This is a genomic window from Streptomyces sp. NPDC030862 (genome assembly GCF_055571835.1).
Genome location: NZ_JBVIEN010000004.1, coordinates 448,243 through 471,134 on the forward strand (window position 1 = coordinate 448,243; position 22,892 = coordinate 471,134).

Annotated in this window: 20 protein-coding genes; 14 read left to right on the plus strand and 6 right to left on the minus strand. The window is 71.0% G+C overall.

The features are described 5' to 3' along the window. Nucleotides 1–117: 117 nt before the first annotated feature. Nucleotides 118–819 (minus strand): lytic polysaccharide monooxygenase auxiliary activity family 9 protein, encoded by a 702-nt coding sequence (locus tag ACZ42X_RS13860; protein WP_468288435.1) that lies wholly within the window; start codon nt 817–819, stop codon nt 118–120. A 182-nt stretch (nt 820–1,001) separates the two neighbouring features. On the opposite strand from ACZ42X_RS13860, the gene ACZ42X_RS13865 reads away from it, so the two are divergent. The 3 genes from ACZ42X_RS13865 (at nt 1,002) to ACZ42X_RS13875 (ending at nt 6,976) form a co-directional block, all read left to right on the plus strand. Further along, nucleotides 1,002–2,186 carry a cytochrome P450 family protein gene (locus tag ACZ42X_RS13865; protein WP_468288438.1) on the plus strand — a complete coding sequence of 395 codons (1,185 nt, stop codon included), beginning with the start codon at nt 1,002–1,004 and terminating at the stop codon, nt 2,184–2,186. Between the two features lie 11 nt (nt 2,187–2,197). Continuing rightward, the gene (locus tag ACZ42X_RS13870) at nt 2,198–2,626 is read left to right on the plus strand and encodes a PaaI family thioesterase (RefSeq protein WP_468288440.1); all 429 of its coding nucleotides are present in this window, start codon (nt 2,198–2,200) and stop codon (nt 2,624–2,626) included. An 879-nt stretch (nt 2,627–3,505) separates the two neighbouring features. Next, entirely contained in the window at nt 3,506–6,976 is a 3,471-nt protein-coding gene (locus tag ACZ42X_RS13875; RefSeq protein ID WP_468288442.1) for a DNRLRE domain-containing protein, read from the plus strand. 55 nt (nt 6,977–7,031) lie between these two features. On the opposite strand, the gene ACZ42X_RS13880 is transcribed toward ACZ42X_RS13875, so the two are convergent. Both ACZ42X_RS13880 and ACZ42X_RS13885 read right to left on the minus strand, forming a co-directional pair. Then, the gene (locus ACZ42X_RS13880) at nt 7,032–7,649 is read right to left on the minus strand and encodes an SMI1/KNR4 family protein (RefSeq protein WP_468288445.1); all 618 of its coding nucleotides are present in this window, start codon (nt 7,647–7,649) and stop codon (nt 7,032–7,034) included. A gap of 23 nt (nt 7,650–7,672) precedes the next feature. Then, nucleotides 7,673–8,680 carry a Gfo/Idh/MocA family protein gene (locus ACZ42X_RS13885; protein WP_468288448.1) on the minus strand — a complete coding sequence of 336 codons (1,008 nt, stop codon included), beginning with the start codon at nt 8,678–8,680 and terminating at the stop codon, nt 7,673–7,675. 132 nt (nt 8,681–8,812) lie between these two features. On the opposite strand from ACZ42X_RS13885, the gene ACZ42X_RS13890 reads away from it, so the two are divergent. The 7 genes from ACZ42X_RS13890 to ACZ42X_RS13920 all read left to right on the plus strand — a co-directional run bounded on the left by ACZ42X_RS13890 (nt 8,813) and on the right by ACZ42X_RS13920 (nt 15,781). Then, entirely contained in the window at nt 8,813–9,613 is an 801-nt protein-coding gene (locus ACZ42X_RS13890) for a GntR family transcriptional regulator (protein WP_468288451.1), read from the plus strand. Nucleotides 9,614–9,777: 164 nt separating this feature from the next. Further along, on the plus strand, nt 9,778–10,779 hold the full coding sequence (locus ACZ42X_RS13895; RefSeq protein ID WP_468288453.1) for a substrate-binding domain-containing protein: 1,002 nt from the start codon (nt 9,778–9,780) through the stop codon (nt 10,777–10,779). A 260-nt stretch (nt 10,780–11,039) separates the two neighbouring features. Further along, nucleotides 11,040–12,014, plus strand: a complete 975-nt coding sequence (locus ACZ42X_RS13900; protein WP_468288456.1) for a substrate-binding domain-containing protein — start codon at nt 11,040–11,042, stop codon at nt 12,012–12,014. After that, nucleotides 12,011–13,078, plus strand: coding sequence for an ABC transporter permease (locus tag ACZ42X_RS13905; protein WP_468288459.1), 1,068 nt, complete (start codon nt 12,011–12,013; stop codon nt 13,076–13,078). The genes ACZ42X_RS13900 and ACZ42X_RS13905 overlap by 4 nt, the downstream gene beginning before the upstream one ends. Next, on the plus strand, nt 13,075–13,914 hold the full coding sequence (locus ACZ42X_RS13910; protein WP_468288462.1) for an ATP-binding cassette domain-containing protein: 840 nt from the start codon (nt 13,075–13,077) through the stop codon (nt 13,912–13,914). Before ACZ42X_RS13905 ends, ACZ42X_RS13910 begins: the two co-directional genes overlap by 4 nt. A 125-nt stretch (nt 13,915–14,039) precedes the next feature. Continuing rightward, entirely contained in the window at nt 14,040–15,197 is a 1,158-nt protein-coding gene (locus ACZ42X_RS13915) for an ROK family glucokinase (RefSeq protein WP_468288465.1), read from the plus strand. Continuing rightward, nucleotides 15,194–15,781: a hypothetical protein gene (locus tag ACZ42X_RS13920; RefSeq protein WP_468288468.1), complete on the plus strand. Its 588-nt coding sequence runs from the start codon at nt 15,194–15,196 to the stop codon at nt 15,779–15,781. The genes ACZ42X_RS13915 and ACZ42X_RS13920 overlap by 4 nt, the downstream gene beginning before the upstream one ends. Nucleotides 15,782–15,797: 16 nt before the next feature. Here ACZ42X_RS13920 and ACZ42X_RS13925 read toward each other — a convergent pair whose 3' ends face one another. From ACZ42X_RS13925 to ACZ42X_RS13935, 3 genes are all read right to left on the minus strand, one after another. Beyond that, nucleotides 15,798–17,402 carry a type 1 periplasmic-binding domain-containing protein gene (locus ACZ42X_RS13925; protein WP_468288471.1) on the minus strand — a complete coding sequence of 535 codons (1,605 nt, stop codon included), beginning with the start codon at nt 17,400–17,402 and terminating at the stop codon, nt 15,798–15,800. Next, a complete protein-coding gene (locus tag ACZ42X_RS13930) occupies nt 17,399–18,520 on the minus strand; it encodes a hypothetical protein (protein ID WP_468288474.1) in 1,122 nt (373 codons plus the stop codon). The genes ACZ42X_RS13925 and ACZ42X_RS13930 overlap by 4 nt, the downstream gene beginning before the upstream one ends. 192 nt (nt 18,521–18,712) lie before the next feature. Then, nucleotides 18,713–19,183 (minus strand): Lrp/AsnC family transcriptional regulator, encoded by a 471-nt coding sequence (locus ACZ42X_RS13935; protein WP_468288477.1) that lies wholly within the window; start codon nt 19,181–19,183, stop codon nt 18,713–18,715. A 123-nt stretch (nt 19,184–19,306) separates the two neighbouring features. On the opposite strand from ACZ42X_RS13935, the gene ACZ42X_RS13940 reads away from it, so the two are divergent. The 4 genes from ACZ42X_RS13940 to ACZ42X_RS13955 all read left to right on the plus strand — a co-directional run bounded on the left by ACZ42X_RS13940 (nt 19,307) and on the right by ACZ42X_RS13955 (nt 22,859). Then, nucleotides 19,307–19,855, plus strand: a complete 549-nt coding sequence (locus tag ACZ42X_RS13940) for an RBBP9/YdeN family alpha/beta hydrolase (protein WP_468288480.1) — start codon at nt 19,307–19,309, stop codon at nt 19,853–19,855. Between the two features lie 111 nt (nt 19,856–19,966). Further along, nucleotides 19,967–20,503 (plus strand): hypothetical protein, encoded by a 537-nt coding sequence (locus ACZ42X_RS13945; protein WP_468288482.1) that lies wholly within the window; start codon nt 19,967–19,969, stop codon nt 20,501–20,503. Between the two features lie 187 nt (nt 20,504–20,690). Continuing rightward, the gene (gene pcaDC / locus ACZ42X_RS13950) at nt 20,691–22,187 is read left to right on the plus strand and encodes a bifunctional 3-oxoadipate enol-lactonase/4-carboxymuconolactone decarboxylase PcaDC (RefSeq protein WP_468288485.1); all 1,497 of its coding nucleotides are present in this window, start codon (nt 20,691–20,693) and stop codon (nt 22,185–22,187) included. Nucleotides 22,188–22,226: 39 nt separating this feature from the next. Further along, the gene (locus tag ACZ42X_RS13955; protein WP_468288791.1) at nt 22,227–22,859 is read left to right on the plus strand and encodes an MBL fold metallo-hydrolase; all 633 of its coding nucleotides are present in this window, start codon (nt 22,227–22,229) and stop codon (nt 22,857–22,859) included. Nucleotides 22,860–22,892: the final 33 nt, after the last annotated feature.

A 22,892-nucleotide genomic window follows, 5' to 3' on the forward strand; every position in this document is an offset into this window, starting at 1 on the left:
TGGTCTTGTTTCCCTTTTTTTCCCCCTCCCTCTCCCTCTCCATTGTGTCCCACGCCCCCCCCCCCCCCCCCCCCCCCCCCCCCCCCCCCCCCCCCCCCCCCGGGACCGGGGTGCCGGTCAGCCGAAGTTCACGTCGCTGCACAGGTAGTACGTCTGGTCCATGTGCGAGGCCTTCCAGATCGTGTAGACGACGTGGTGGCCCGTACGGCCCGGGGCGCTGACGTCGTCGATCACGTAGTTCTGGCCCGGGGCGTAGCGGCCGGTCTGCTTGACCAGCTGCAGGTCGCTCCAGCGCAGTGCCTGGGTGGCGGGGTTGAAGCCCTGCTTGGTGACGTAGACGAGGAAGTAGTCGGCGCCGTGGCCGGCCTGGTCGAAGAGCTTGACCGTGAAGGTGCTCGCGACGTTCGTCGTCTTCCACGCGCCGACGGCGTCCAGGGCGTTGTAGCGGCCGCCTTCGGTCCGGCCGCCGCTGCACAGCTGCCCGTCGGGGATGGCCGCCTGGTGGTTGCCGCCGACGCCGTTGCGGTAGAGGCCGTTCCAGTTCCACATGGCGTTCGGGTTCGCCTGCCACGCCTGCCAGCACATGGGGTCCTGCTGCTGCATGGCCGGGTTCATGTGGTCACTGCCCCAGCGTAACCAGCAGCCGTAGTTGCGGGACGCCGGGTCGACGACGGACCCATGCGCCGAGGCGGTACCGGACCAGGGGACCAGGGCGAGCAGCGCGGCGGAGAGCAGGGTGAGCAGGTGCACCGTCCAGCGGGGGTGGCGGCGCGGACGGCCCGCAGTACGGGCCGGGCTGTCGAGATCACGACCAGTCATGTGTGCGGCTCCATCTTCCGGTTGAGTGGGGTTCCGGGGTGGATGGGAGCGCTCCCAGTCCTGGTGTACCCACCGCCGCACGGCGGAAAACCCGACGGCGTCCACCGCTCGTGGCCCGGTCAACGCCCCTCGCGTCCGAGTCCGGGCTGCCCGACGGCGAGGGGCGCGCGTAGGGTGGGCCGATGGAAACCGTCGATCTCGGCGCGTACGGCGAGGAGTTCAACGCCGACCCCTATCCGTACTACGCCAAGCTCCGCGCGAGCGGGCCCGTCCACCACGTCCGTACCCGCCTCGGGCACGAGGTGTGGCTGATCGTCGGCCACGCGGAGGCGCGGGCCGCGCTCGCCAACCCGAGGCTGTCCAAGTCGCCCGCCACCGCCGGTCTCGAGAGAATGCTCGACGAGCAGCTCATCGGGCCGCACCTGCTGGTCGTCGACCCGCCCGACCACACACGGCTGCGGAAGCTGATCGCCCGTGAGTTCACCGGGCGGCGCGTCGAGGCTCTGCGGCCGCGCGTTCAGGCGATCACGGACGACCTGCTCGACGCCATGGACGGACCCGAGCGGCGTGCCGACCTGGTCGACGCGCTGGCCTTCCCGCTGCCCATCACCGTCATCTGCGAGCTGCTGGGCGTGCCCGCCGCCGACCGCGCCCGCTTCCGCGCCTGGTCCACCGAGATCGTCGCCCCGACCGGAGCGGACCCCGAACTCCACGCCGTCCAGGCCCTCGGCGCCTACCTCGACGAGCTCATCGAGGACAAGCGCTGCTCCGGCCCCACCGACGACCTGCTCTCCGCGCTGCTGCGCACGCGCGCCGAGGACGGCGACCGTCTCTCGTCCGCCGAACTCCGGGCCATGGCGTACCTGCTGCTGATCGCGGGGCACGAGACGACCGTCAACCTCATCTCGAACGGGGTCCGCGCCCTGTTCGCCCACCCGGAGCAGCTCGCCGCGCTCCGCGCCGACTTCGGGCTGCTGGACGGCGCGGTGGAGGAGGTGCTGCGGTACGACGGGCCGGTCGAGACCGCGACGGCCCGCTTCACGCTGGAGGCCGTGCCGGTCGGCGACACCGTCATCCCGGCCGGCGCCTGCGTCCTCGTCGGCCTCGCGGCGGGCGACCGCGACGCGGCGAGGTTCCCCGACCCGGACCGCTTCGACATCCGCCGCGACACCGGCGGCCACCTCGCCTTCGGCCACGGCATCCACTACTGCCTGGGCGCCCCGCTGGCCCGCCTGGAGGCCCGCATCGCGCTCCGCGCCCTGCTGGAACGCTTCCCGTCCCTCGACCTCGACCCCTCCGCCGGGCCGCTCGACTGGCTGCCCGGCCTCCTCATGCGCGGCGTGCGCCGCCTTCCCGTCAGGTGGTGACGAACCAACCCATGAGCGGATTCGACCTCGACCTCGCCCGGAAGGCCCTCGACGGCCAGCCGTTCAGCCGGCTCCTCGGCGCCCGCATCACCGCCTTCGGCGACGGCGCCGCCGTCCTGGAGCTGGACATCCGCGAGGAGCTCCACCAGCAGAACGGCTTCCTCCACGGCGGAGTCCTCTCGTACGCCGCCGACAACGCCCTCACCTTCGCCGCGGGCGCCGCCCTCGGCCCGGCCGTGCTGACCGCCGGCTTCTCCATCCAGTACGTCCGCCCCGCCACCGGCCGTACCCTGATCGCCCGGGCGTCCGTGGTGCACGCGGGCCGGCGGCAGGCGGTGGTGCGCTGCGACCTGCTGACGGTCGATGGGGAGGGCGGGGAGGAGACGCTCTGCGCGGTGGCGCAGGGGACGGTGCTGTCGGCCGCCAAAACGGGTGGCTGACGCGCGGCAGCGCGCGGCTGGAGAGCGTGACGCCGAGGTGATGCTCTTCGCCGAGTGGCGTACGGCCCGGGTGTGCGGCGGATGGCCAACGTCACTCAGTGGGTGACGGGGAAACCAGCCCAGGCGAGCAAGCGTGAAGTACGGGCTCAGCGGATGTACCTGGCGACGGTGGGCGCGGTCGGTCTGGTCGGCCCGGCGCCGGTCTCGTTGCGCATGTCCGCGATCTCGAAGCCGGCGCACCCTGCGTAGTGCTCCAGCTCGCGGGGGAACAGAACCCGGCGCTGGATCAGCAGGCTCAGGACTTCGGGCGTCGCCGCCCGCCGCCCCCACCCGCCGCCTGCGAGAGCCGCGTTGTCAGTGGTGCCTTCCTACGTGAGGACCGGCCAGGCCGAGTACCAGGCGGAGCGCGTCGATCCGCAGCCGGACGGATGCGAGAGCCTGCAATGCAGGGGGACACCAGGACGTCAACCATCAACGACGCCTGGCATACCGGCGCGTACGGGTTGGCCATAGTGACGGTCGCCTCAGGTCGACTCCCAATGGCCCGCGTCTTACCGAGCCACTGTGCTTCTGCGCGGACGGCGCAGAGCCGTACGAGTTCGAACGCGGGGCCGCGATCTGATGGAATCTTTCTTCCGGCATGCGAGACGGCGAGTGTGATCAATAGCGCGTTTGGATGGGGGCCGGGTGCGTTAACTCGGGGTAAGCGAGCAGGGGTTGGCGGCCGACCGGTCAACTTGCTTTACCCGCCGCTTACTTGTGCCTAGTGTCCAGCGACTGTGTGCGGATTCGTACACGTGTCGCATTTTCCTCCAAGGGAAGGACGCGAGACTCGTGTCTCCATATGAAAGGCGGGCGTCGCGCAGACGCCTCACGCGGATGGCGGCCGGGGCCGCGCTGCTCTTAGTCGCCGAGACCGCACTCGTCGCGGGCGCGATCGTTTCCACAAGCGCCGCCTCCACGACCGGACCCGCTGCAGTGAAGCGGTCGCAGCCGTCGAAGGCGGACATTCTCGAAGCCGACTTGGCATGGGCCGCGAAGCACGCCAAGGGCTCGAAGGCGTGGGCTATCGTCGAGGCGAAGCGGACGGGGAAGGAAACCGTCGTCACTGACGAGACGACGCCCACCTCGTATACCGTCGCGAACCCGGACGGGTCGCTTACCACCGAGCTGACCCCAGGGCCCGAACGGGTGTGGCGGGGCGGGAAGTGGCAGAAGGTCGACGCCGCTCTGACCGTCGGGCCTGACGGTGGCGTCATGGCGAAGAATCACCCCAAGGGTCTACGTCTGGCGGGCAAAGGCGGCACCAAGGCGCCGTCTCTGGCCGCGGCCAAGGGCGCGAGCCCGAGGGACTTGGTGACGCTGGGGAGTGGCGACGAGGCGGTAACGCTTCAGTGGAAGGGCGGCCTCCCGGCGCCTGCGCTGGACGGCACGACGGCCCGCTACCGCGAGGCCGTGCCCGGGGCGGACGTGATCGTCGAAGCGACGCGTACGGGGTTCGAGCAGTTTGTGGAGATAAGGAAGCGTCCGACTGTCGGCGGATACTCGTACACGCTGCCGGTCAGGACTCCGGGCCTGACGGCGAAGGCGAACGCGGACGGGTCCGTATCGTTCACCGACAAGACGGGCGCCGTACGGGCGACGATGCCCGCGCCTGTCATGTGGGATGCGACTGTGGACGCTCGGTCGGGTGAGCACACTCGCCGAGCACGGGTCGGGATGAAGGTCGTGAACAAGGGGCGTGGCACCGTTGACCTGGTCGTCACCCCCGACCCCGGATTCCTCGCCGACCCGGACACCCGGTACCCAGTGACGGTGGACCCATCGACCTCCGCACTGGCGAACACGTTCGACACCTATGTGCAACAGGGTGAGACGGTCGACTGGTCGACGGACACGGAACTCGACTTCGGTAACCCCGGTACGAAGAACCCCGACGGCACCCCGCGGACGGCGCGGTCCTTCATCACGTGGAACACGTCGGCGATCGCGGACTCGCTGATCCTCGACACGAACCTCGCGCTGTACAACTTCCACTCTGGGAACGACGACTGCACCGCGCAGGGGTGGACCGTGTGGGACACCACCGCGTCGTCGACCGCCTCGCGTTGGACGGCACAGCCGACGTGGAAGCACGAGTATCACTCCTCCACGGAGACCAAGGGCAACCCGGAGTGCGGGGCCGACGGCTGGATCAACGCCGACGTCGATGCGCTCGTGCAGTCATGGGCCTCGGCGAAGGCGACCCGCGGCCATATGGGCCTGCGCGCCGCGAGCGATGACGTCCGCGGGTGGAAGCGGGTCAATTCCGCCAACAACACGGCGAACCAGCCGAAGCTCACGGTGAACTACAACTTCCGGCCCGAGACCGGCACCGCCCAGCAGGCCGGGCCGCCCTTCAAGTCGTATGCCGGTGTGTGGGCAGTGAACACGACCACGCCCATCCTGCGGGACAAGTTCGCCGACAAGGACGGCGACCTCGTCGACGGCACCTTCCAGATCTACGACGCGGCGACGAACACGCCGATCACCACACCGGTCGGGGACGGGGTGATCGTCTCCCCGTTCGTCAAGCCCGGCGAGTGGGCCGCCGCCACGGTACCCGCGGGCCAGCTCAAGAACGGCAAGACGTACAAGTTCCGCAGTTCCCCGTACGACGGCACGCATTACAACACCGAGTGGTCGCCGTGGCGGCAGTTCGTCGTCGACACCACCGCACCGGCGGCCCCGGCGAAGATCACTTCGACCGTCTACCCCGAGGGTGCGTGGACGACGAACAAGGGTGACGGCGCCTTCGACGTAACAGCTCCGTCCGGTGACGATGTCCGAGGCATCGAGAGCCGCACCAACGGTGGCGCCTGGACCACTGAGAAGCCCGCCATCGCCGGCCAGCCCACCACGGTTACGGGCACGCCTGTCGAGCGGGGCATGAACCGTACCGAGGGGCGTGCCATCGACCGGGCGGACAACAAGAGCCCGGAGAAGGTCTACGACTACGGCACCGGCAAGCAGCCGATCAGCGGCGACACCGCCATCCCGGACGGCGGAGCCAGCGAGGACCCCATCCCGGAGGAGGAGCCCTACGAGGCGGTAGACGTGCCCGAGAAGCAGCCGAGCCCGCATGGTGCTCCTCTGGAGCCCGGCAGCCGGGACAGTTGCTATAAGTCCGCAGATTCTGACATCGAGATGTGTCAGAGCCGTAAGTACGACGCCGGGATCGCAAGGGCGGCAATGGCGCTTGCGGCGCCCACTGACTCTCTCGTCCCCTGGTGCAATGATCCGTCGATCGGCGGATACACGCTCACGCGCCGAGAGGGCTGCCACAAAGTCGGCGTCGTGGCCGACTGGTGGCAGGTCAGCAACAACCAGCCGCCCAAGCACATCGGCACCGCCATCTTCCTCGTCCGTGAAGAGATGAAACTGGACAACAAGGGTGAGTGGCACCAGCGGAACTTCATCGCCCCACTTTCCATCGATGGTGCGCTGGGCACGGTGACCCTCGATTACTGGGACGCCACCTGTGGCGGTGACACCGTCTGCGAGCGGCAGTTCGTCGGCCCCGAGTTCACCGGACCCACGTCCTGGACCACCGTCTCGCCGGTCACCCAGCAGACCGTTCAAACCCGCAAGTTCACCTGGAAGACGGCCGCCCTCGGCACGTCCCAGGAGTTCGACCGGGGCAGCTTCCTCGGCTTCAAGGCGTCCGCTGCTCCTGCTTCGGTGAAGGTCACCGAGCCGAGCTGGGTGTTCTGGGACCAGATCCGTTGTGACCAGATGATGCCGAACCCGGCGTCTGTCGGCTGTGTCTTCCCCAAGTACACGCCGACGTTCGAGTTGAAGTACAAGTCCGCCGAGGGGGCGGCGCTGTACTACATGGAGATGCGCGACAAGCTCGACTGGCACCCTGGCAGCAAGGCGCACAACAGTCCGCTGCACCGCGAATTCGACTCGACCAGGCGAGACCGGAACCGCGCTGTCGTCTGCCCGGACAGCGGTCAGTACGCTCTGGTCCTGCATCCTCTGGCAACCGGCGACAGAAAGGGCACCCAGTGCGACGAGTACGCCTTCGCGGCCTCTAAGGAGAGCGGTGGGTCTCAGGCGGGCGTCAGCAACGGTACACAGTGTCTCCAAGCGTATGCCCGCAAGGACGCCGACGGCAAGTGGCGACTTTACGACGACCTGAGGCCGCCGAACACCGTACCCACCTACGCGGAGAAGTGCGCCCGCGCCACCATGGCCGGTGCCCAGAACGAGCGTGCCGGATCCCGCCTCGCGGGCTTCTACACCAGCCAGCGAATCCTGGACAATGATGCGTACTTCATCGATGTCCCCGGTCTGATCAGGCCGTAGCACGCGGTGACAGAAGCCCCCTCTCGCCAGCCTTCGGGAGGGGGCTTCTCGCTTCCTAGTCCCGGATCTTCTCCAGCTTCCAAATGAGGCATCCGGGCGAGCCTTCGTCCAGTCGCGGAACGCGCGAGTATTGGCGCGAGTACGGCATGGGGAGCCCGGACTCCAGGGACTCGGCCATCAGCCCGATCATCTCACTCAGACTTGTCCAGCGGACCGCGGTGACCTCATTGCCCTCATAGTCGATCTCGATGACGTTGCCGTAAGTGCTGCCGGGTCGGTGGTCGATGAGCAGGCTCTCTCCCGTGTGAGTACCGGCAATGGGCAGCCACATCGGGTTCGCCCACGGATCCAGAAGCCAGTGCTCGGGATTCTCTTCACGCTGCTCTCTGAACTCTTCGAGCATGTCCTCCATGTACTCGGGCCCGCCCTTGAGTACGTCAACGTCGTACGGGACATAACCGCCCGGCCAGACGGGGGCTTCGTACAGAGGGGCGCCGGCGTGGATGCCGAGCCACTGTACGAGGTGCGGGTGGAGCGGGTACGGGATGGCGTCCTGGAGGGACTGGATGGCCTCCGCCGAAGCAGGCGGGCGCAGTGCGGAAAGAGAACCCGCGCACTCGTGCTCCTGGAGCCAGGCCTCGATGCGTTCCCATGCGCGTATGAGATCGTCCATCAGCGCATCCTGACACGCGGCCATCAGAGCACCGACGCGATCTCCTCCAGCCGCACCGGCCGCCGCTCGCGGCGCGACAGTTCGCAGGCCTCGGCGATGCGCAGCGCGCGCAGGGCCTCGTGGCCGTCGCAGGGGTTGTCGCGGTCGCCGCGTGCCAGGCGGACGAAGGCGTCGAGTTCGGCTGCGTACGCCGGGGCGAAGCGTTCGAGGAAGCCCGGCCACGGTCTGTCGGCCGCTGGCGGGCCGAGGGGTTCGGTGGAGGTGAGGGGGGTGCGGTCGTCGAGGCCCACCGCGATCTGGTCGCGTTCGCCGGCGAGTTCCATGCGGACGTCGTAGCCCGCGCCGTTGCAGCGGGTGGCGGTCGCGGTGGCGAGGGTGCCGTCGTCCAGGGTGAGGAGCGCGGCCGCCGTGTCGACGTCGCCCGCCTCGCGGAACATGGCGTGCCCGGTGTCGGAGCCGGTCGCGTACACCTCGGTGACCTCGCGGCCGGTGACCCAGCGCAGGATGTCGAAGTCGTGGACCAGGCAGTCGCGGTAGAGGCCCCCGGAGAGCGGCAGGTACGCGGCGGGCGGCGGCGCCGGGTCGGAGGTGATGGCCCGGACGGTGTGCAGCCGGCCGAGCCGGCCGGCGCGCACGGCGTCGCGGGCCGCGCGGTAGCCGGTGTCGAAGCGGCGCATGAAACCGAGTTGGAGCGGGGTACCGGAGGCCTCGACCTCGCGCAGTGCGCGGAGGGTGCCGGGCAGGTCGAGGGCGATGGGCTTCTCGCAGAAGGCGGGCAGGCCGGCGCGGGCCGCGCGGGCGATGAGGTCGGGGTGGGCGGCGGTGGCCGAGGTGATCACGACGGCGTCCACGCCCCAGGCGAAGACGTCGTCGACGGTGGGGGCGGCGGTGGCGCCGGTGATGCCGGCGACCTCGGCAGCCCGGGCCGGGTCGGCGTCGGCGACCACGAGGGAACCGACCTCCGGGTGGCGGCTGAGCACTCCCGCGTGGAAGGCGCCGATACGTCCCGTTCCGATGAGTCCGATGCGCATGGCCCCCAAGGTGGGGCCGGGCTCGGTGCCATGTCAAGCGTTTGTCATGACAACCGGACTTCACGACTTTCCGTCATGATGCCAGGCGGCTACGCTCGGGCCGTGCCCAAGCAGACCCGAGAAGCCCGAGACATGCGCGGAAGCAGCGGACGCGGTGGCGGCGGCGGACGTGACCGCGGCGAGGCCGCCCCCGTCGCACGGCTTCCCCTGAGCGTCGACCGCACCAGCCCGGTCCCGCTCTACTTCCAGCTCTCGCAGCAGCTGGAGGCGGCCATCGAGCGCGGCGCGCTCACCCCGGGCAGCCTCCTCGGCAACGAGATCGACCTGGCCACCCGGCTCGGCCTATCCCGGCCCACCGTCCGCCAGGCCATCCAGGCCCTCGTCGACAAGGGCCTGCTCGTCCGCCGCCGCGGTGTCGGCACCCAGGTCGTACACAGCCAGATCAAGCGCCCGCTGGAGCTCAGCAGCCTGTACGACGACCTGGAGGCGGCCGGCCAGCGCCCCGCCACCATCGTCCTGACCAATCGCCTCCTGCCCGCCACCGCCGAGGTCGCCGCCGCCCTCGGCGTACCGGAGGGCAGCGACGTCCGGTTCCTGGAGCGGCTGCGGTTCGCGCACGACGAGCCCATGGCGCGGCTGCGCAACCACCTGCCGCCCGGCCTGCTCGAACCCGGTTCCGAGGAGCTGGAGGAGACCGGCCTGTACCGGATGATGCGCGGCGCGGGCATCACCCTGCATAGCGCCCGCCAGTCCGTCGGGGCCCGGGCCGCCACCGCGCTGGAGGCGGACCTGCTCTCCGAGGAGCCGGGTGCGCCGCTGCTCACCATGGAGCGCACCAGCTACGACGACACCGGCCGCCCCGTGGAGTTCGGCTCGCACATCTACCGGGCGTCGCGGTACGCCTTCGAGTTCCAGCTCCTGGTGCGGCCCTAGCCTCCCGCACCCGTGCCCGTGCCCGCACCCGTGCCCGTGCCCGTACATCACGTCGTCAGCGAGTAAGAATGTTCGGACAAAGTATTGACGGGTCGTCGCCACCGCCGTAGAAACGCACCCAGCCGCAACCGGGCGGCGCCGGGCACAGAAGGCGGACGACCACCATGCGAACCACCCGCACGGCGGCAGCGGCCCTGCTGGCCGCAGTCGTACTCACCCTCACCACCGCCGGATGCAGCGACTCCGGCGGCAAGAGCGCCGAGAACAAGCCCCCCGCCCCCAGCGGCGGCAACCCCGCCACCACCGCGCGCATGACCATCGCCATGGTCACCCACTCCGGCGAGGGCGACACCTTCTGGGACATCGTCCAGAACGGCGCCGAGCAGGCCGCCGCGAAGGACAACGCCGAGTTCCTCTACGCCGCCGACAAGGACGGCAAGGAACAGGCCCAGCTCATCGACTCGTACGTGGCGAAGAAGGTGGACGGCCTGATCGTCACCCTCGCCAAGCCCGAGGCCGTCAAGGCGTCCGTCGCCAAGGCCGTCGCCGCCGGCCTCCCCGTCATCACCATCAACTCCGGCGGGCAGCACTCCAAGGCCCTCGGCGCCCTCACCCACATCGGCCAGGACGAGAACGTCGCCGGGGAGGCGGTCGGCGCGGAGCTGAACGCACGCGGCAAGAAGAAGGCCCTGTGCGTCATCCACGAGCAGGGAAACGTTTCCCTCGAAGAGCGCTGCGCCGGCGTGAAGAAGACCTTCACGGGCACCGTCGAGAACCTCAACGTCGAAGGCACCAACATGCCCGCCGCCACCTCCTCCATCGAGGCCAAGCTCCAGAGCGCCGACGACATCGACGCCGTCGTCACCCTCGGCGCGCCCTTCGCCGCCGCCTCCGTCAAGGCCAAGCAGAGCGCCGGCTCCGGCGCCGAGATCGACACCTTCGACCTCAACGCGGCCGTCGTCGCCCAGCTCAAGGCCCGGCAGATCGGCTTCGCCGTCGACCAGCAGCCCTACCTCCAGGGCTACCTCGCCGTCGACGCGCTCCGGCTCCACAAGGACAACCTCAACGTCATCGGCGGCGGCAAGCCCGTGCTCACCGGCCCCGCCCTCGTCACCGAGAAGGACGCGGAGCGGCTGGAGGACCTCACCGCCCGCGGGACCCGATGAAAACCGGACACATCGCCATGACCGATACTTGCCCAGTCGTACGGCAAGGACAGCGAACAGAGCAAAAGGGGCACGGCGTCGTGGCAAGGAGTCCAAGGAACCCAAGGAGTCCAAGGAACCCAGGGAATCCAAGGAGTCCGAGGGGTTCGATAGGCCCAAGGGGCCCAAGGGACACGCAGGCGGCAGGAGCGGCGAAGCCCACCCAAGCACGCACCCGGGTACGGTCCCGGACCCGCGCCCTCCGCGCGGCCCTCGCCGCGGTGCTCGGTCTCACCCTCGCCGGCGCCCTCGCCGGCTGCAGCGCCACCGGCGGCAAGCGCGCCGAGGACGCCCGCAAGGCCGCCGCCGCCCAGGGCCGGGCCGCCGTGGACACCCCGCGGTGGACCATCGCCATGGTCACCCACTCCGGCGACGGCGACACCTTCTGGGACATCGTCCAGAGCGGCGCCAAGCAGGCGGCCGTCAAGGACAACATCACCTTCCTCTACGCCCACAGCGACGAGGGACAGCAGCAGGCCCAGCTCGTCGAGTCCTACATCGACAAGAAGGTCGACGGCCTGATCGTCACCCTCGCCAAGCCCGACGCCATGAAGGCGGCCGTCGCCAAGGCCGTCAAGGCGGGCATCCCGGTGATCACCGTGAACTCCGGTGCCGAGCAGTCCAAGGCCCTCGGCGCCCTCACCCACATCGGCCAGGACGAGAACATCGCGGGCGAGGCCGTCGGCGACGAGCTCGACCGGCGCGGCCGCAAGAAGGCCCTGTGCATCCTGCACGAGCAGGGCAACGTCGGCCACGAGCAGCGCTGCGCCGGCGTGCAGAAGACCTTCGACGGCGACGTGCAGAACCTGTACGTCGACGGGACCAACATGCCCGACGTCCAGGCGTCCATCGAGGCCAAGCTCCAGACCGACCGGTCCATCGACGCCGTCGTCACCCTCGGCGCGCCGTTCGCGGACGCCGCCGTCCAGGCGAAGAAGGCCGCGGGCTCCGACGCGGAGGTCGACACCTTCGACCTCAACGCCAAGGTCGCCGCCGGCCTCAAGGCCCGGCAGCTCGGCTTCGCCGTCGACCAGCAGCCCTACCTCCAGGGGTACGAGGCCGTCGACCTGCTGTGGCTGCACCGCTACAACGCCGACGTCCTCGGCGGCGGCAGGCCCGTCCTCACCGGCCCGCAGATCATCACCCAGCAGGACGCCGCCAAGCTCACGGAATACACGGAGCGGGGAACCCGATGACAGCGACCGCACCACCCGTACGGGACAAGGACCGCACGCCCTTCGGCGGTGACGAGCGGCTGCTGCGCACCTCACCGCTGCGCAGGCTGCTCGGCCGCCCAGAGCTGGGCTCCGTCGTCGGAGCCGTGGCCGTCTTCCTCTTCTTCGCACTCGCCGCCGACAGCTTCCTGCGCGCCACCAGCTTCGGCACGGTGCTGTACGCGGCCTCCACCATCGGCATCATGGCCGTGCCGGTCGCGCTGCTGATGATCGGCGGCGAGTTCGACCTGTCGGCCGGTGTGCTGGTCACCACGTCCGCGCTCATCTCGTCGATGTTCAGCTACCAGATGACCGCCAACGTCTGGGTCGGCGTCGCCGTCTCCCTCCTCGTCACCCTCGCCGTCGGCGCGTTCAACGGCGTCATGCTGACCCGCACCAAACTGCCGAGCTTCATCATCACGCTCGGCACCTTCCTGATGCTGACCGGCATGAACCTCGGCTTCACCAAGCTGATCAGCGGCACGGTCTCCACCAAGACCATCGCCGACATGGAGGGCTTCTCCTCCGCCCGGTCCCTCTTCGCCTCGCACGTAACCGTCGGCGGCGTCGACCTCAAGGTCACCATCCTCTGGTGGCTCGCCCTGGTCGCCCTCGCCACCTGGATCCTGCTGCGCACCCGCTTCGGCAACTGGATCTTCGCGGTGGGCGGCAACGCCGACGCCGCCCGCGCGGTCGGCGTCCCCGTCCGTACCACGAAGACCGGCCTCTACATGGGCGTGGCCTTCTGCGCCTGGGTGTCTGGACAGCACCTGCTGTTCTCGTTCGACGTCGTCCAGTCCGGCGAGGGCGTCGGCAACGAGCTGATCTACATCATCGCGGCCGTCATCGGCGGCTGCCTGATCACCGGTGGGTACGGGTCGGCCATCGGCTCGGCGGTCGGCGCGTTCATCTTCGGCATGACCAGCAAGGGCATCGTGTACGCCGAGTGGAACCCGGACTGGTTCAAGTTCTTCCTCGGGGCGATGCTCCTCCTCGCGACCCTGCTCAACGCCTGGGTCCGCAAGCGTGCGGAGGCAACGACATGAGCACCCCCCTCGTGGAGCTCGACGACGTCAGCAAGTACTACGGCAACATCCGGGCCCTGGAGGGCGTCTCCCTCGAGGTCCACGCGGGCGAGATCACCTGCGTCCTCGGCGACAACGGCGCCGGCAAGTCCACCCTCATCAAGATTGTCGCGGGCCTGCACGCCCACGACGGCGGCATCCTGCGCATCGACGGCGAGGAGACCGCCCTCGCCTCCCCGCGCGACGCGCTGGACCGGGGCATCGCCACCGTCTACCAGGACCTGGCCGTCGTCCCGCTCATGCCGGTCTGGCGGAACTTCTTCCTCGGCTCCGAGCCCACCAGGGGCGCCGGCCCCTTCAAGCGCCTCGACGTCGACCTCATGCGCGAGACGACCCGCGCCGAGCTGCTGCGCATGGGCATCGACCTGCGCGACGTCGACCAGCCGATCGGCACCCTCTCGGGCGGCGAGCGGCAGTGCGTGGCCATCGCCCGCGCCGTCCACTTCGGCGCGAAGGTGCTGGTCCTCGACGAGCCGACGGCGGCGCTCGGCGTCAAGCAGTCCGGGGTGGTCCTCAAGTACGTGGCCGCCGCGCGCGACGCGGGGCTGGGCGTGGTCCTCATCACGCACAATCCTCACCACGCGTATCTGGTCGGTGACCGGTTCGTGCTCCTGAAGCGCGGTGTGATGGCCGGCAGCCACACCAAGGACTCCGTCACGCTGGACGAACTGACCCGTCAGATGGCGGGCGGCAGCGAGCTGGAGGACCTCCGCCACGAGCTCGAACGGGCCCCGGCCCCGCACCCCGCCCCCTCCCGCGCCGACGCCCCCGCCACCCCCGGGTCCGAGGCGCCGTAACCCCGCCGCACCGCCGCCCCCGCCCCCGTACCTGGCAGAATCGGGGGCGGCGGGCGCCGTCCGCCGCCGGCTCCGGCGCCCCGCGCACCGCCCGGCCCACCCCCTGACCAGGGACGACAGGACACGTGAGCACGTACCGCGACCCCGCACACCGCGGCTCCGCCCGCGCCACCGTCCTGCGCACCGTCTCCGCCCGCGAACGCCGCTCCCACCTCACCGCGCCCCGGGTGCCCACCGTCGGCATCGACATCGGCGGTACGAAGGTGATGGCGGGCGTCGTCGACGCCGACGGCACCATCCTCGAGCAGGTCAAGACCGAGACGCCCGACAAGTCCAAGAGCCCCAAGGTCGTCGAGGACACCATCACGGAGCTGGTCCTCGACCTCTCCGACCGGCACGACGTCCACGCCGTCGGCATCGGGGCGGCCGGCTGGGTCGACGCCGACCGCAGCCGCGTCCTGTTCGCCCCGCACCTCGCCTGGCGCAACGAGCCGCTGCGCGACGCCCTCCAGGCCCGCCTCGCCGTCCCCGTCATGGTCGACAACGACGCCAACACCGCCGCCTGGGCCGAGTGGCGCTTCGGCGCCGGCCGCGGCGAGGACCACCTCGTCATGATCACGCTCGGCACCGGCATCGGCGGCGCCATCCTGGAGGACGGCCGGGTCAAGCGCGGCAAGTACGGGGTCGCCGGCGAGTTCGGGCACATGCAGGTGGTCCCCGGCGGCCACCGCTGCCCGTGCGGCAACCGCGGCTGCTGGGAGCAGTACAGCTCCGGCAACGCCCTGGTACGGGAGGCCCGCGAGCTCGCGGCGGCCGACTCGCCGGTCGCGTACAACATCATCGAGCGCGTCAAGGGCTCCGTCCCCGACATCACCGGGCCGCTCATCACCGAGCTCGCCCGCGAGGGCGACGCCATGTGCGTGGAGCTGTTCCAGGACATCGGCCAGTGGCTCGGCGTCGGCATCGCCAACCTCGCGGCCGCCCTCGACCCGTCCTGCTTCGTCATCGGCGGCGGCGTCAGCGCCGCCGACGACCTGCTCATCGGCCCCGCCCGGGACGCCTTCCGCCGCCATCTCACCGGCCGGGGCTACCGCCCCGAGGCCCGGATCGCCAAGGCCCAGCTCGGCCCCGAGGCCGGCATGGTCGGCGCCGCCGACCTCGCCCGGCTCGTCGCCCGCCGCTTCCGCCGCGCCAACCGCCGCCGCGTCGAACGCCACGAGCGGTACGAGCGCTACGCCCAGGCGCTCCGCGGCGCCCGCTCCACCGAGGAGCCGCAGCCATGACCACCCTTCTCGACCAGACCGCCCCCACGCCCGAGCCGGCCTCCGGGCGCCCCGCCGCGGAGGACCGGCGGCACATGATCCGCCGCCGCTGGGTGACCGCGGTCGTCATCGCCCTGCTCATCGGCATCCCGGCCGGCTACCTCGTCATCTCCGCCGAGCAGAGCCGCGACAGCGGCCGCGACAAGCAGGCCGAGTCCTCCGCCACCGGCCTGCGCGACAGCTGGCCGTCCAAGATGAAGCGCCGCGTCTTCGAGGTGCCGATCCCCGGCAACGCCACCGACGTGGCCTACTTCGAGACCAGCAACTGGAAGTCGAGCCGGCTGTACGTGCAGTTCACGACGGACGCCTCGGGGCTCGACGACTTCCTCCAGGACGTCGGCAGCAGCCGTTCCGAACTGGTCGCGGACCAGATCACGATCGGCGAGCGCGACGCCGACACGGTCGGCTGGAGCTTCCCCGACGCGCACGACTGGGCCGGAACCACGCACCGGCGGCCCGACCCGCGACCCACCCGCGACATCACGGTCGACCTCACCGACCCGGCCGCCCCGCGCGTGTACGTCGTCTCCACCGCGACCCCGTGACCAGGCCGCCGCGCGGCTACGAGCGGGGGATCTGGCAGGCCCCGCTGCCTTCCTGGCCCTTGGGCGGCGGGGCGCCCTTCGGCCAGGCGAGTCCGACGAAGGTCGGCCGCTCACCGCGTACCTCCGGATCGAGCCTGACCACGGCGACGGCCTTGTTGTAGGCGTTGCCCTTGTTGTCGATGCAGATCCAGCCGCTGACCCCGTCGACCTTGTGCACCCCCCGCAGGGCGTTCCAGTCGGTGCCGATCTCCCGCAGGGTGGGGATGTAGCCGCTCTTGCGGCCCTCCGTGTGCAGCCGGATCCCCGCGATGGCGGTCTTGGCGGAGTCGTGTACGGACACGGTGCGCGAGTCGTAGATGTCGGCGGGCCCGATCGGCCCGACGGGCGGCGGCGCCGCCAGCCGCCGCATCAGCTCGCGGACCACGGCCGGTGAACCGCCCGTCTCGGGCGGCCGGGGCTTCCTGCTGAGCCAGCCGTCGGGGTGCGAGACGGACGTGTACAGGACGGTCACCTTGCCCTCCCAGCTGCCCCCGTCCCCGCGCAGGCCGCGCAGGGCGTCCCAGTCGAGCTTCCGGTCCGAGTACAGCGTGGACGCCCCGGACCCGCTGACCACCGTGAACGGCTCCGCCTTGCACGGGCGGTTCCTGGCCAGCTCGTTGAGGAACTGCCGCAGATGGGTGGGCCGGCCGGCGAAGTAGACGGTGTTGACCTGCGGCCGCAGCACGCAGATGTCCGTGGCCATCCGCTTGAACTCGCCAGCCAGCGCGCCCTCGGCGTCCGTCCCCTCGGATTCGAAGGGCATCGGCTCGTGCGGCGACTTCCGCAGCTTCCCCTCGTACGCCTGCAGGAGCGACTCGTTGTACGGGTCCGACGGCCTGGTGTCCTTGACCAGGATGGCGTGTTCGAGGTCCAGGTTCCGATCGAAGTGCACCAGGGCGTCCGCCTGGTCGCTGTTGGTGGGCGCGATCCGGGCGAACAGGGGATAGCCGGTGAACTCGTCGCCGGTGATGGGCCCGCCGACGACCGGGATCTTCTTCACCTTGGTCAGGTACGCGATGGCCTCGGCGGTCGGCCGCACGCTGAGGTCGAAACCGAAGACGGTACGGAGGTTGTGCTTCTTGTCCGCGGCGAGGGCGGCCACCTGGTCGGCGACCGGCCGCCACTGGTCGCGGTCCTTGCCGGGGTTGGCGAGGACGAGGCGGATCTTGGGCTGTTCGCCGCCGCTCTGTTTCTCGGACGTGGTGGCGCCGTTGGCGAAGTACTGCGCGATGTAGGCGCCCTGCACCTCGTGCAGGATCTGCCGCCTGACCGGTTCGTGGTCGGAGGTCATCGGGATCATCAGGGCGATGGTGACGTGCGGCTGGCCGTCGATACGGTCGTTCTCCTCCTTGATGCGCTTCATGACCTCGGCGAGGTCGTCCATGAAGGGCTTGCCGCCGCCGTCGCTGACCCCGATGCACTCGCCCTTGGCGGTGTGCAGGCCCGGGCCGCACGGGTCGGGGTCCTCGGGGCCGTACCGGTCCCACAGGAACCACGCGCCCACCAGCGCGAGGACCACGCCCAAGGCGAGCGCCGCCATGGTCACCGGGCCGTGCCCGGGCCTGACCGGAGTGTCCGTCACCGCCCCTCCCCTGAGGTGCTCGGCCGTGCGCCGGATGCCGCCTCCCGCACCGTCACCCGCAGCAGCCGCCGCTCGCGCACGTCGCCTTCCAGGCGCAGGGTCCAGGTGTTGAGGAGGGCTTCGAGCTCGTCGAGGGGCGCCGCCGTGAGCGGCGCGCCCGCGTCGTCGTCGCTCACCACCAGGACCACGGGATGGGTGGCCGTACGCCGCCCCACGACGCGGCGCAGGGTCCGGTAGGCGGCGAGGTAGGTGTCGAGGACGGCCCGGCCCTGCGCGTCGTGCACCCGCAGGAGCATCAGCGGGGGCTGGTTCCGGTTGAGCCGGCGCAGCAGGCCGTAGTGGGCGTCGATGTCCGCGAGGAAGGCGGCGATGAGGAACTCGTTGCGGTTCTCCACGCGGGCCGCCTCCGCCCCGGCCTCCTCCGCGCGGACGTCCTCCGGGTCGTCGGGGCGGGGCGGGCGGGGGCGGAAGAAGTGGAACAGCCGGATGGCGATCGCCTCCCGGTTGGAGAACGCGCCGCCCTTCTGCACCCTCAGGGCCCGCCCCCACCACCGCAGGGCCACCCGGTCGGGCCGCGGCCGCCCGGTCAGGAAGCGCACCAGCGTGGAGAGCATCGCCAGGAGGCTGCCGACCGTGCCGGTGCCCGCCAGCGGCACCTCGAGCTCGCGTAACAGCTGGTCCCGCTGCGGCGGCTCCTCCTGCCGCCTCCGGCTCAGATCGCGCACCAGGGCGCGGTGCGCGTACTGCAGCCGGTCCAGGCCGAGATCGGCGTGGTCGGCGGCCCAGGTGTGCGCGAGGAGCCCGAGGTGCAGGCGCGGAAAGGCCGGGGCCCGCCAACCGGCGGGCCCGCCCAGCCCGGACATCCGGGTCGACAGGTACCAGAAGGAGTCCGCGACCCCGTTCTCGACCGGGACCTCGGGCACGTTCACCGGCAGCCGCTCCGCGTACGTGTGGCGCAGGCTCCACAGCAGGTCGTTCTGCTGCGTCCGGTCGAGCCCCACGACCTCGATGACGGGCGGCCCGCCCTTGCGCCGCAGCCTGCTCCCCACGCTCGGCCGGTTCCGCGGCTCCATCAGCAGCCCGGAGACGACGCGGGCGAGGACGCGCTCGTACGTCACCCACTTCCCCCGTCCTCGCGGCCGCCCCACCGAAGCCCCATGTGCACCGGCAGCCCCGCGTTGTTGGCGGCCATGTGTATCCGGAGCTCCCCGTACTGGCAAGGGGGAGGGAGCCGAGGCTCCGGTGATTGGCGCGATCTGGTGCCTGTGCCGGGCGCCCCGCGCGGCCGCGAACGGGTGCCTTCCGCACGCTCACCTGACCTGCCGGGCAGGAGTCGTCGACGTGGTGTCGGTCAGCGGCTTCCGGGAGTAGGAGCGGAGCACGAGGGACGTGGTGACGGGGCCGTAACGGGCGAGTGCGTCGACGACTTCTTCGAGGCGCCCCGCCTGCGGGCAGTAGACGTCGAACAGGAGACAGTCCTCTCCGGTGACCCGGAGGGTGGAGACGATCTCGGGGGTCCGGGAGGCGAAGTCCAGCGCGCGTGCGAGCTGGGCGTGCGTGGTACGCAGCCGGATGACCGCCTGGATGTTCAGCCCGAGGGCTGCCGGGTCGACCACGGCTCGGTAGCCGGTGATGACGCCGTTCTTCTCCAGCCGCTGGATGCGTGCGCTGGCCGCGGGCTGCGAGAGTCCGACGCGGCGTCCCACTTCCGCGCCGGTCAATCGGCCCTCGGTCTGCAGCAGGGCGAGAATGTCCCGGTCTATCCGGTCGAGTGATTCCATCGTTGTCCGCTTCATTTTCTTTGTGATCACTTGCGTCACTGCCGCCGCCTCGATGCATGCCACAGAATCTGCGCCGGGTGCTCCCGTGATCGTAGGGAGCGGCGAGTGGAAGGGTGGTGGGCAGTGACCGCGTACGTCGTCATCCCGGGCATCGACGGCTCGGACGGGCAGCACTGGCAGACAGTGTGGGAGCGGGAGTGGGGCGCCTCGGCGGTGAGGATCTCCCCCGCCTCGTGGGGTGCCCCCGATCTGGATGACTGGGTCGACGCCGTCCAGGTGGCGTACGACGATGCTTCCCGGCGGGGCGGCCCGGTTGTACTGGTCGCCCACAGCCTGGGCTGCTGGGCGGCGGCGACGTGGCTGAACGGGAACCCCTCACGGCTGACGGGCGGCGCCTTCCTGGTCGCGCCGCCCGACCCGTCCGGGCCGGCGTTCCCACGCCAGGCGGCCGCGACGTTCACCGGGGTGTCGGCGCAACCGCTGCTGTGCCCGGCCCTGGTGGTGGGCAGCGACAACGACCCGTACTGCACTCCCGGGGCTGCCGCAGGCTTTGCGGCGCGGTGGGGGGCCCGGTGGCACCTGGCGGAGGCGTGCGGACACATCAACTCCGCCAGCGACCTGGGCCCCTGGCAGCACGGCCGTGCACTCCTCGACTCGCTGACCGAGGGGTGAGTCCCCGGAAGGGGGGGTCTCTCCGGATTCGCCGGACCCGCGACGGACCGGCGGTCTACCGTACCGGCGTGCCGCGAGGCCTGCCGCGGTCGTGTGAGGAGGAATCGTCCTGTGTCATCGCCCTGTGACCCCGAGTACGCCCCCGCCGGTGATGTGGGCGCAGCCCTCATGATGATCGACTCTCAGCTCAAGGCCGTCTATGCCGGCAGGACCGAGATCGACGCCGAGCAGCGCGAGTTGATCGATCAGTACACCGCGTCCCTGACGCGCGGGGAATTCCACGACCTGCTGGACGGCGCGTGCACGCTCATCTACATGTTCATGAGGTGGCTGCGGATGGCCTACGAGAACCACGGCAAGGACGTCATCGAGTACGTCGTGCCGAGCCTCGTGGACACCATGCGCAACATGCCCAAGAGCTTCCCTCCCGAGAACATCCCCACCATGGCGGGCCTGGTCATCGCGGCGGGCACCGGCCTGAGCCCCAGCCTCTGGCGCAAGCACCTCGGGGACTGGCCCCAGGAGGAGATGACCTCTCTGGAAGGCACCGCCGTCCTGCTTGCGGAGCACATCAACCGGATCACCGACGACCACGACTTCGCCACCCGGCTGATCACGGGAGCCCTGTCCCGCGCCGGCGAGGACTGACGCGCCCTCGGCGGCCGCAGGGCCGCCCCGGCTCGCCGCCGCGACAGCGGCCTCCGCAGGGCCCGCTTGTACCATGCCCAGGCAAACCGGACGCGGAAGACCCGCGTCCGGCGCTGGAACACGGGGAGGCCTGGCGGGTGCCCCACCCCCGGCCGTGGGAGATCGTGAGATGTGGGAGCGTTAGCGGGTGAGTACGACGAAGACCGAAACCCTGCAATACCGCTTTGACGGCCCGGAAGACGCCCCTGTACTGATCATGGGGCCGTCCCTCGGTACCACCTGGCACATGTGGGACCGGCAGATACCCGAGCTCACCCGCCAGTGGAGGGTCCTCCGCTTCGACCTGCCCGGGCACGGCGGTGCCCCCGCCGAACCCGCGTCCGCGGTCTCCGAGCTGACCGACCGGCTCCTCGCCACGCTCGACGGGCTCGGCGTCCACCGCTTCGGGTACGTGGGCTGCTCCATCGGCGGGGCCATCGGCACCGACCTCGCGCTGCGGGCCCCGCACCGGCTCGCCTCGCTCGCGCTGGTCGCCTCCTCGCCCCGGTTCGGCACCGCCGACGAGTTCCGCCGGCGCGGTGTGATCGTCCGCACCAACGGCCTCGACCCGATGGCCCGCACGGCGCCCGAGCGCTGGTTCACGCCCGGCTTCGCCGCCGCGCAGCCCGCCATCGTCGAGTGGGCCGTGCAGATGGTGCGGACGACCGACCCCGGCTGCTACGTCGCCGCCTGCGAGGCGCTCGCCGCCTTCGACGTGCGTGCCGAACTCGGCCGCGTCGGGGTGCCCACGCTCGTGCTGGTCGGCTCGGAGGACACCGTCACCGGCCCCGCCGAGGCCCGGACCCTGGTCGCCGGCATCCCGGACGCCCGCCTCGCGGTGGTGCCCGGTGCGTCGCACCTGGCGCCCGTGGAGCAGCCCGCCGCCGTCACGGACCTGCTGGTACGCCACTTCTCGACCTCCTGGCAGGACACCATGGCCGCCCTCGCGGCGCCGCCCGTGATGCCCGCCATCGCCGCCACGGCCCCGCACGCCGGGCCCCTCGCACCGCCCGCGCCCGCACCGCCCGCGCCCGTCGTGCCGGCGCCCGTCGTGCCCGGCGCCGCAGTCTCCGCCGCCGCGCCGGCACCCGCACCGGGTGCGCCCGCCGCCCCGGTCACCGCCGTCGCCGTGCCGCCCGCGGCGCCGGCCGCCGCGTCGGCCGGCCCAGTCGTCACCGCGCCCGTCGTCGTACCCCCCGTCGCCCCCGTCGTCACCGCCCCCGCTGCCGCCGCGGCGCCGGAACCGGCACCCGCCGGGCGGCCCGACCCGTACGACGCGGGCATGAAGGTGCGGCGCGAGGTCCTCGGGGACGCGCACGTGGACCGTGCCACGGCCGCCGCCGACGACTTCACCCGCGACTTCCAGGAGCTGATCACCCGCTACGCCTGGGGCGAGGTGTGGACCCGCGAGGGCCTCGACCGCCGCACCCGCAGCGTGGTCACCCTCACGGCTCTGGTCGCGGGCGGCCACCTGGAGGAGCTCGCCTTCCACACCCGCGCCGCCCTGCGCAACGGCCTGTCGCCCGCCGAGATCATGGAGGTGCTCCTCCAGACCGCCGTCTACTGCGGCGTCCCGGCGGCCAACTCGGCCTTCAAGGTGGCCCAGCAGGTGATCCGCGAGGAGACGACACCACCCGAGGCGTAATCGTCCGAGGCGTAAGAGGATGCCCTCATGGAGCCGAAGCTGAAGCTGACCAAGAAGTCCCACGCCTGCGTCCGGCTGGAGAAGGACGGGCGGACCCTCGTCATCGACCCGGGCGGGTTCAGCGAGCACGACGCCGCGCTCGGCGCCGACGCGATCCTGGTCACCCACGAGCACCCGGACCACTTCGACGAGGACCGCCTCCGCGCGGCCCTGGAGTCGCACCCCGGCGCCGAGATCTGGACGCTGCGCAGCGTGGCGGAGCAGATCTCGGCGGCCTTCCCCGGCCGGGTCCACACCGTCGGCCACGGTGACACCTTCACCGCGGCCGGCTTCGACGTGCAGGTGCACGGCGAGCTGCACGCCGTGATCCACCCGGACATCCCGAGGATCACCAACATCGGGTTCCTGGTCGAGGACTCCCTCTTCCACCCCGGCGACGCGCTCACCGTGCCCGACCGGCCGGTCGAGACGCTGATGCTCCCCGTCATGGCCCCCTGGAACAAGATCTCCGAGGTCATCGACTACGTCCGCGAGGTCAAGCCGCAGCGCGCCATCGACATCCACGACGCCCTGCTCACCGACCTCGCCCGGCCGATCTACGACCGCCAGATCGGCGCCCTGGGCGGTACGGTCCACGGCCGGCTGACCCCGGGGGACTCCACCGACCTCTGACGGCCGCCGCCGGGTCCGCCAGCGGCTCCGCCG

What these genes read in the sequence shown, in the direction of transcription:
- ACZ42X_RS13860 (WP_468288435.1), bottom strand. Translation starts at nt 819, where the DNA reads ATGACTGGTCGTGATCTCGACAGCCCGGCCCGTACTGCGGGCCGTCCG.
- ACZ42X_RS13865 (WP_468288438.1), top strand. Translation starts at nt 1,002, where the DNA reads ATGGAAACCGTCGATCTCGGCGCGTACGGCGAGGAGTTCAACGCCGAC.
- ACZ42X_RS13870 (WP_468288440.1), top strand. Translation starts at nt 2,198, where the DNA reads ATGAGCGGATTCGACCTCGACCTCGCCCGGAAGGCCCTCGACGGCCAG.
- ACZ42X_RS13875 (WP_468288442.1), top strand. Translation starts at nt 3,506, where the DNA reads ATGGCGGCCGGGGCCGCGCTGCTCTTAGTCGCCGAGACCGCACTCGTC.
- ACZ42X_RS13880 (WP_468288445.1), bottom strand. Translation starts at nt 7,649, where the DNA reads ATGGACGATCTCATACGCGCATGGGAACGCATCGAGGCCTGGCTCCAG.
- ACZ42X_RS13885 (WP_468288448.1), bottom strand. Translation starts at nt 8,680, where the DNA reads ATGCGCATCGGACTCATCGGAACGGGACGTATCGGCGCCTTCCACGCG.
- ACZ42X_RS13890 (WP_468288451.1), top strand. Translation starts at nt 8,813, where the DNA reads ATGCGCGGAAGCAGCGGACGCGGTGGCGGCGGCGGACGTGACCGCGGC.
- ACZ42X_RS13895 (WP_468288453.1), top strand. Translation starts at nt 9,778, where the DNA reads ATGCGAACCACCCGCACGGCGGCAGCGGCCCTGCTGGCCGCAGTCGTA.
- ACZ42X_RS13905 (WP_468288459.1), top strand. Translation starts at nt 12,011, where the DNA reads ATGACAGCGACCGCACCACCCGTACGGGACAAGGACCGCACGCCCTTC.
- ACZ42X_RS13910 (WP_468288462.1), top strand. Translation starts at nt 13,075, where the DNA reads ATGAGCACCCCCCTCGTGGAGCTCGACGACGTCAGCAAGTACTACGGC.
- ACZ42X_RS13920 (WP_468288468.1), top strand. Translation starts at nt 15,194, where the DNA reads ATGACCACCCTTCTCGACCAGACCGCCCCCACGCCCGAGCCGGCCTCC.
- ACZ42X_RS13935 (WP_468288477.1), bottom strand. Translation starts at nt 19,183, where the DNA reads ATGGAATCACTCGACCGGATAGACCGGGACATTCTCGCCCTGCTGCAG.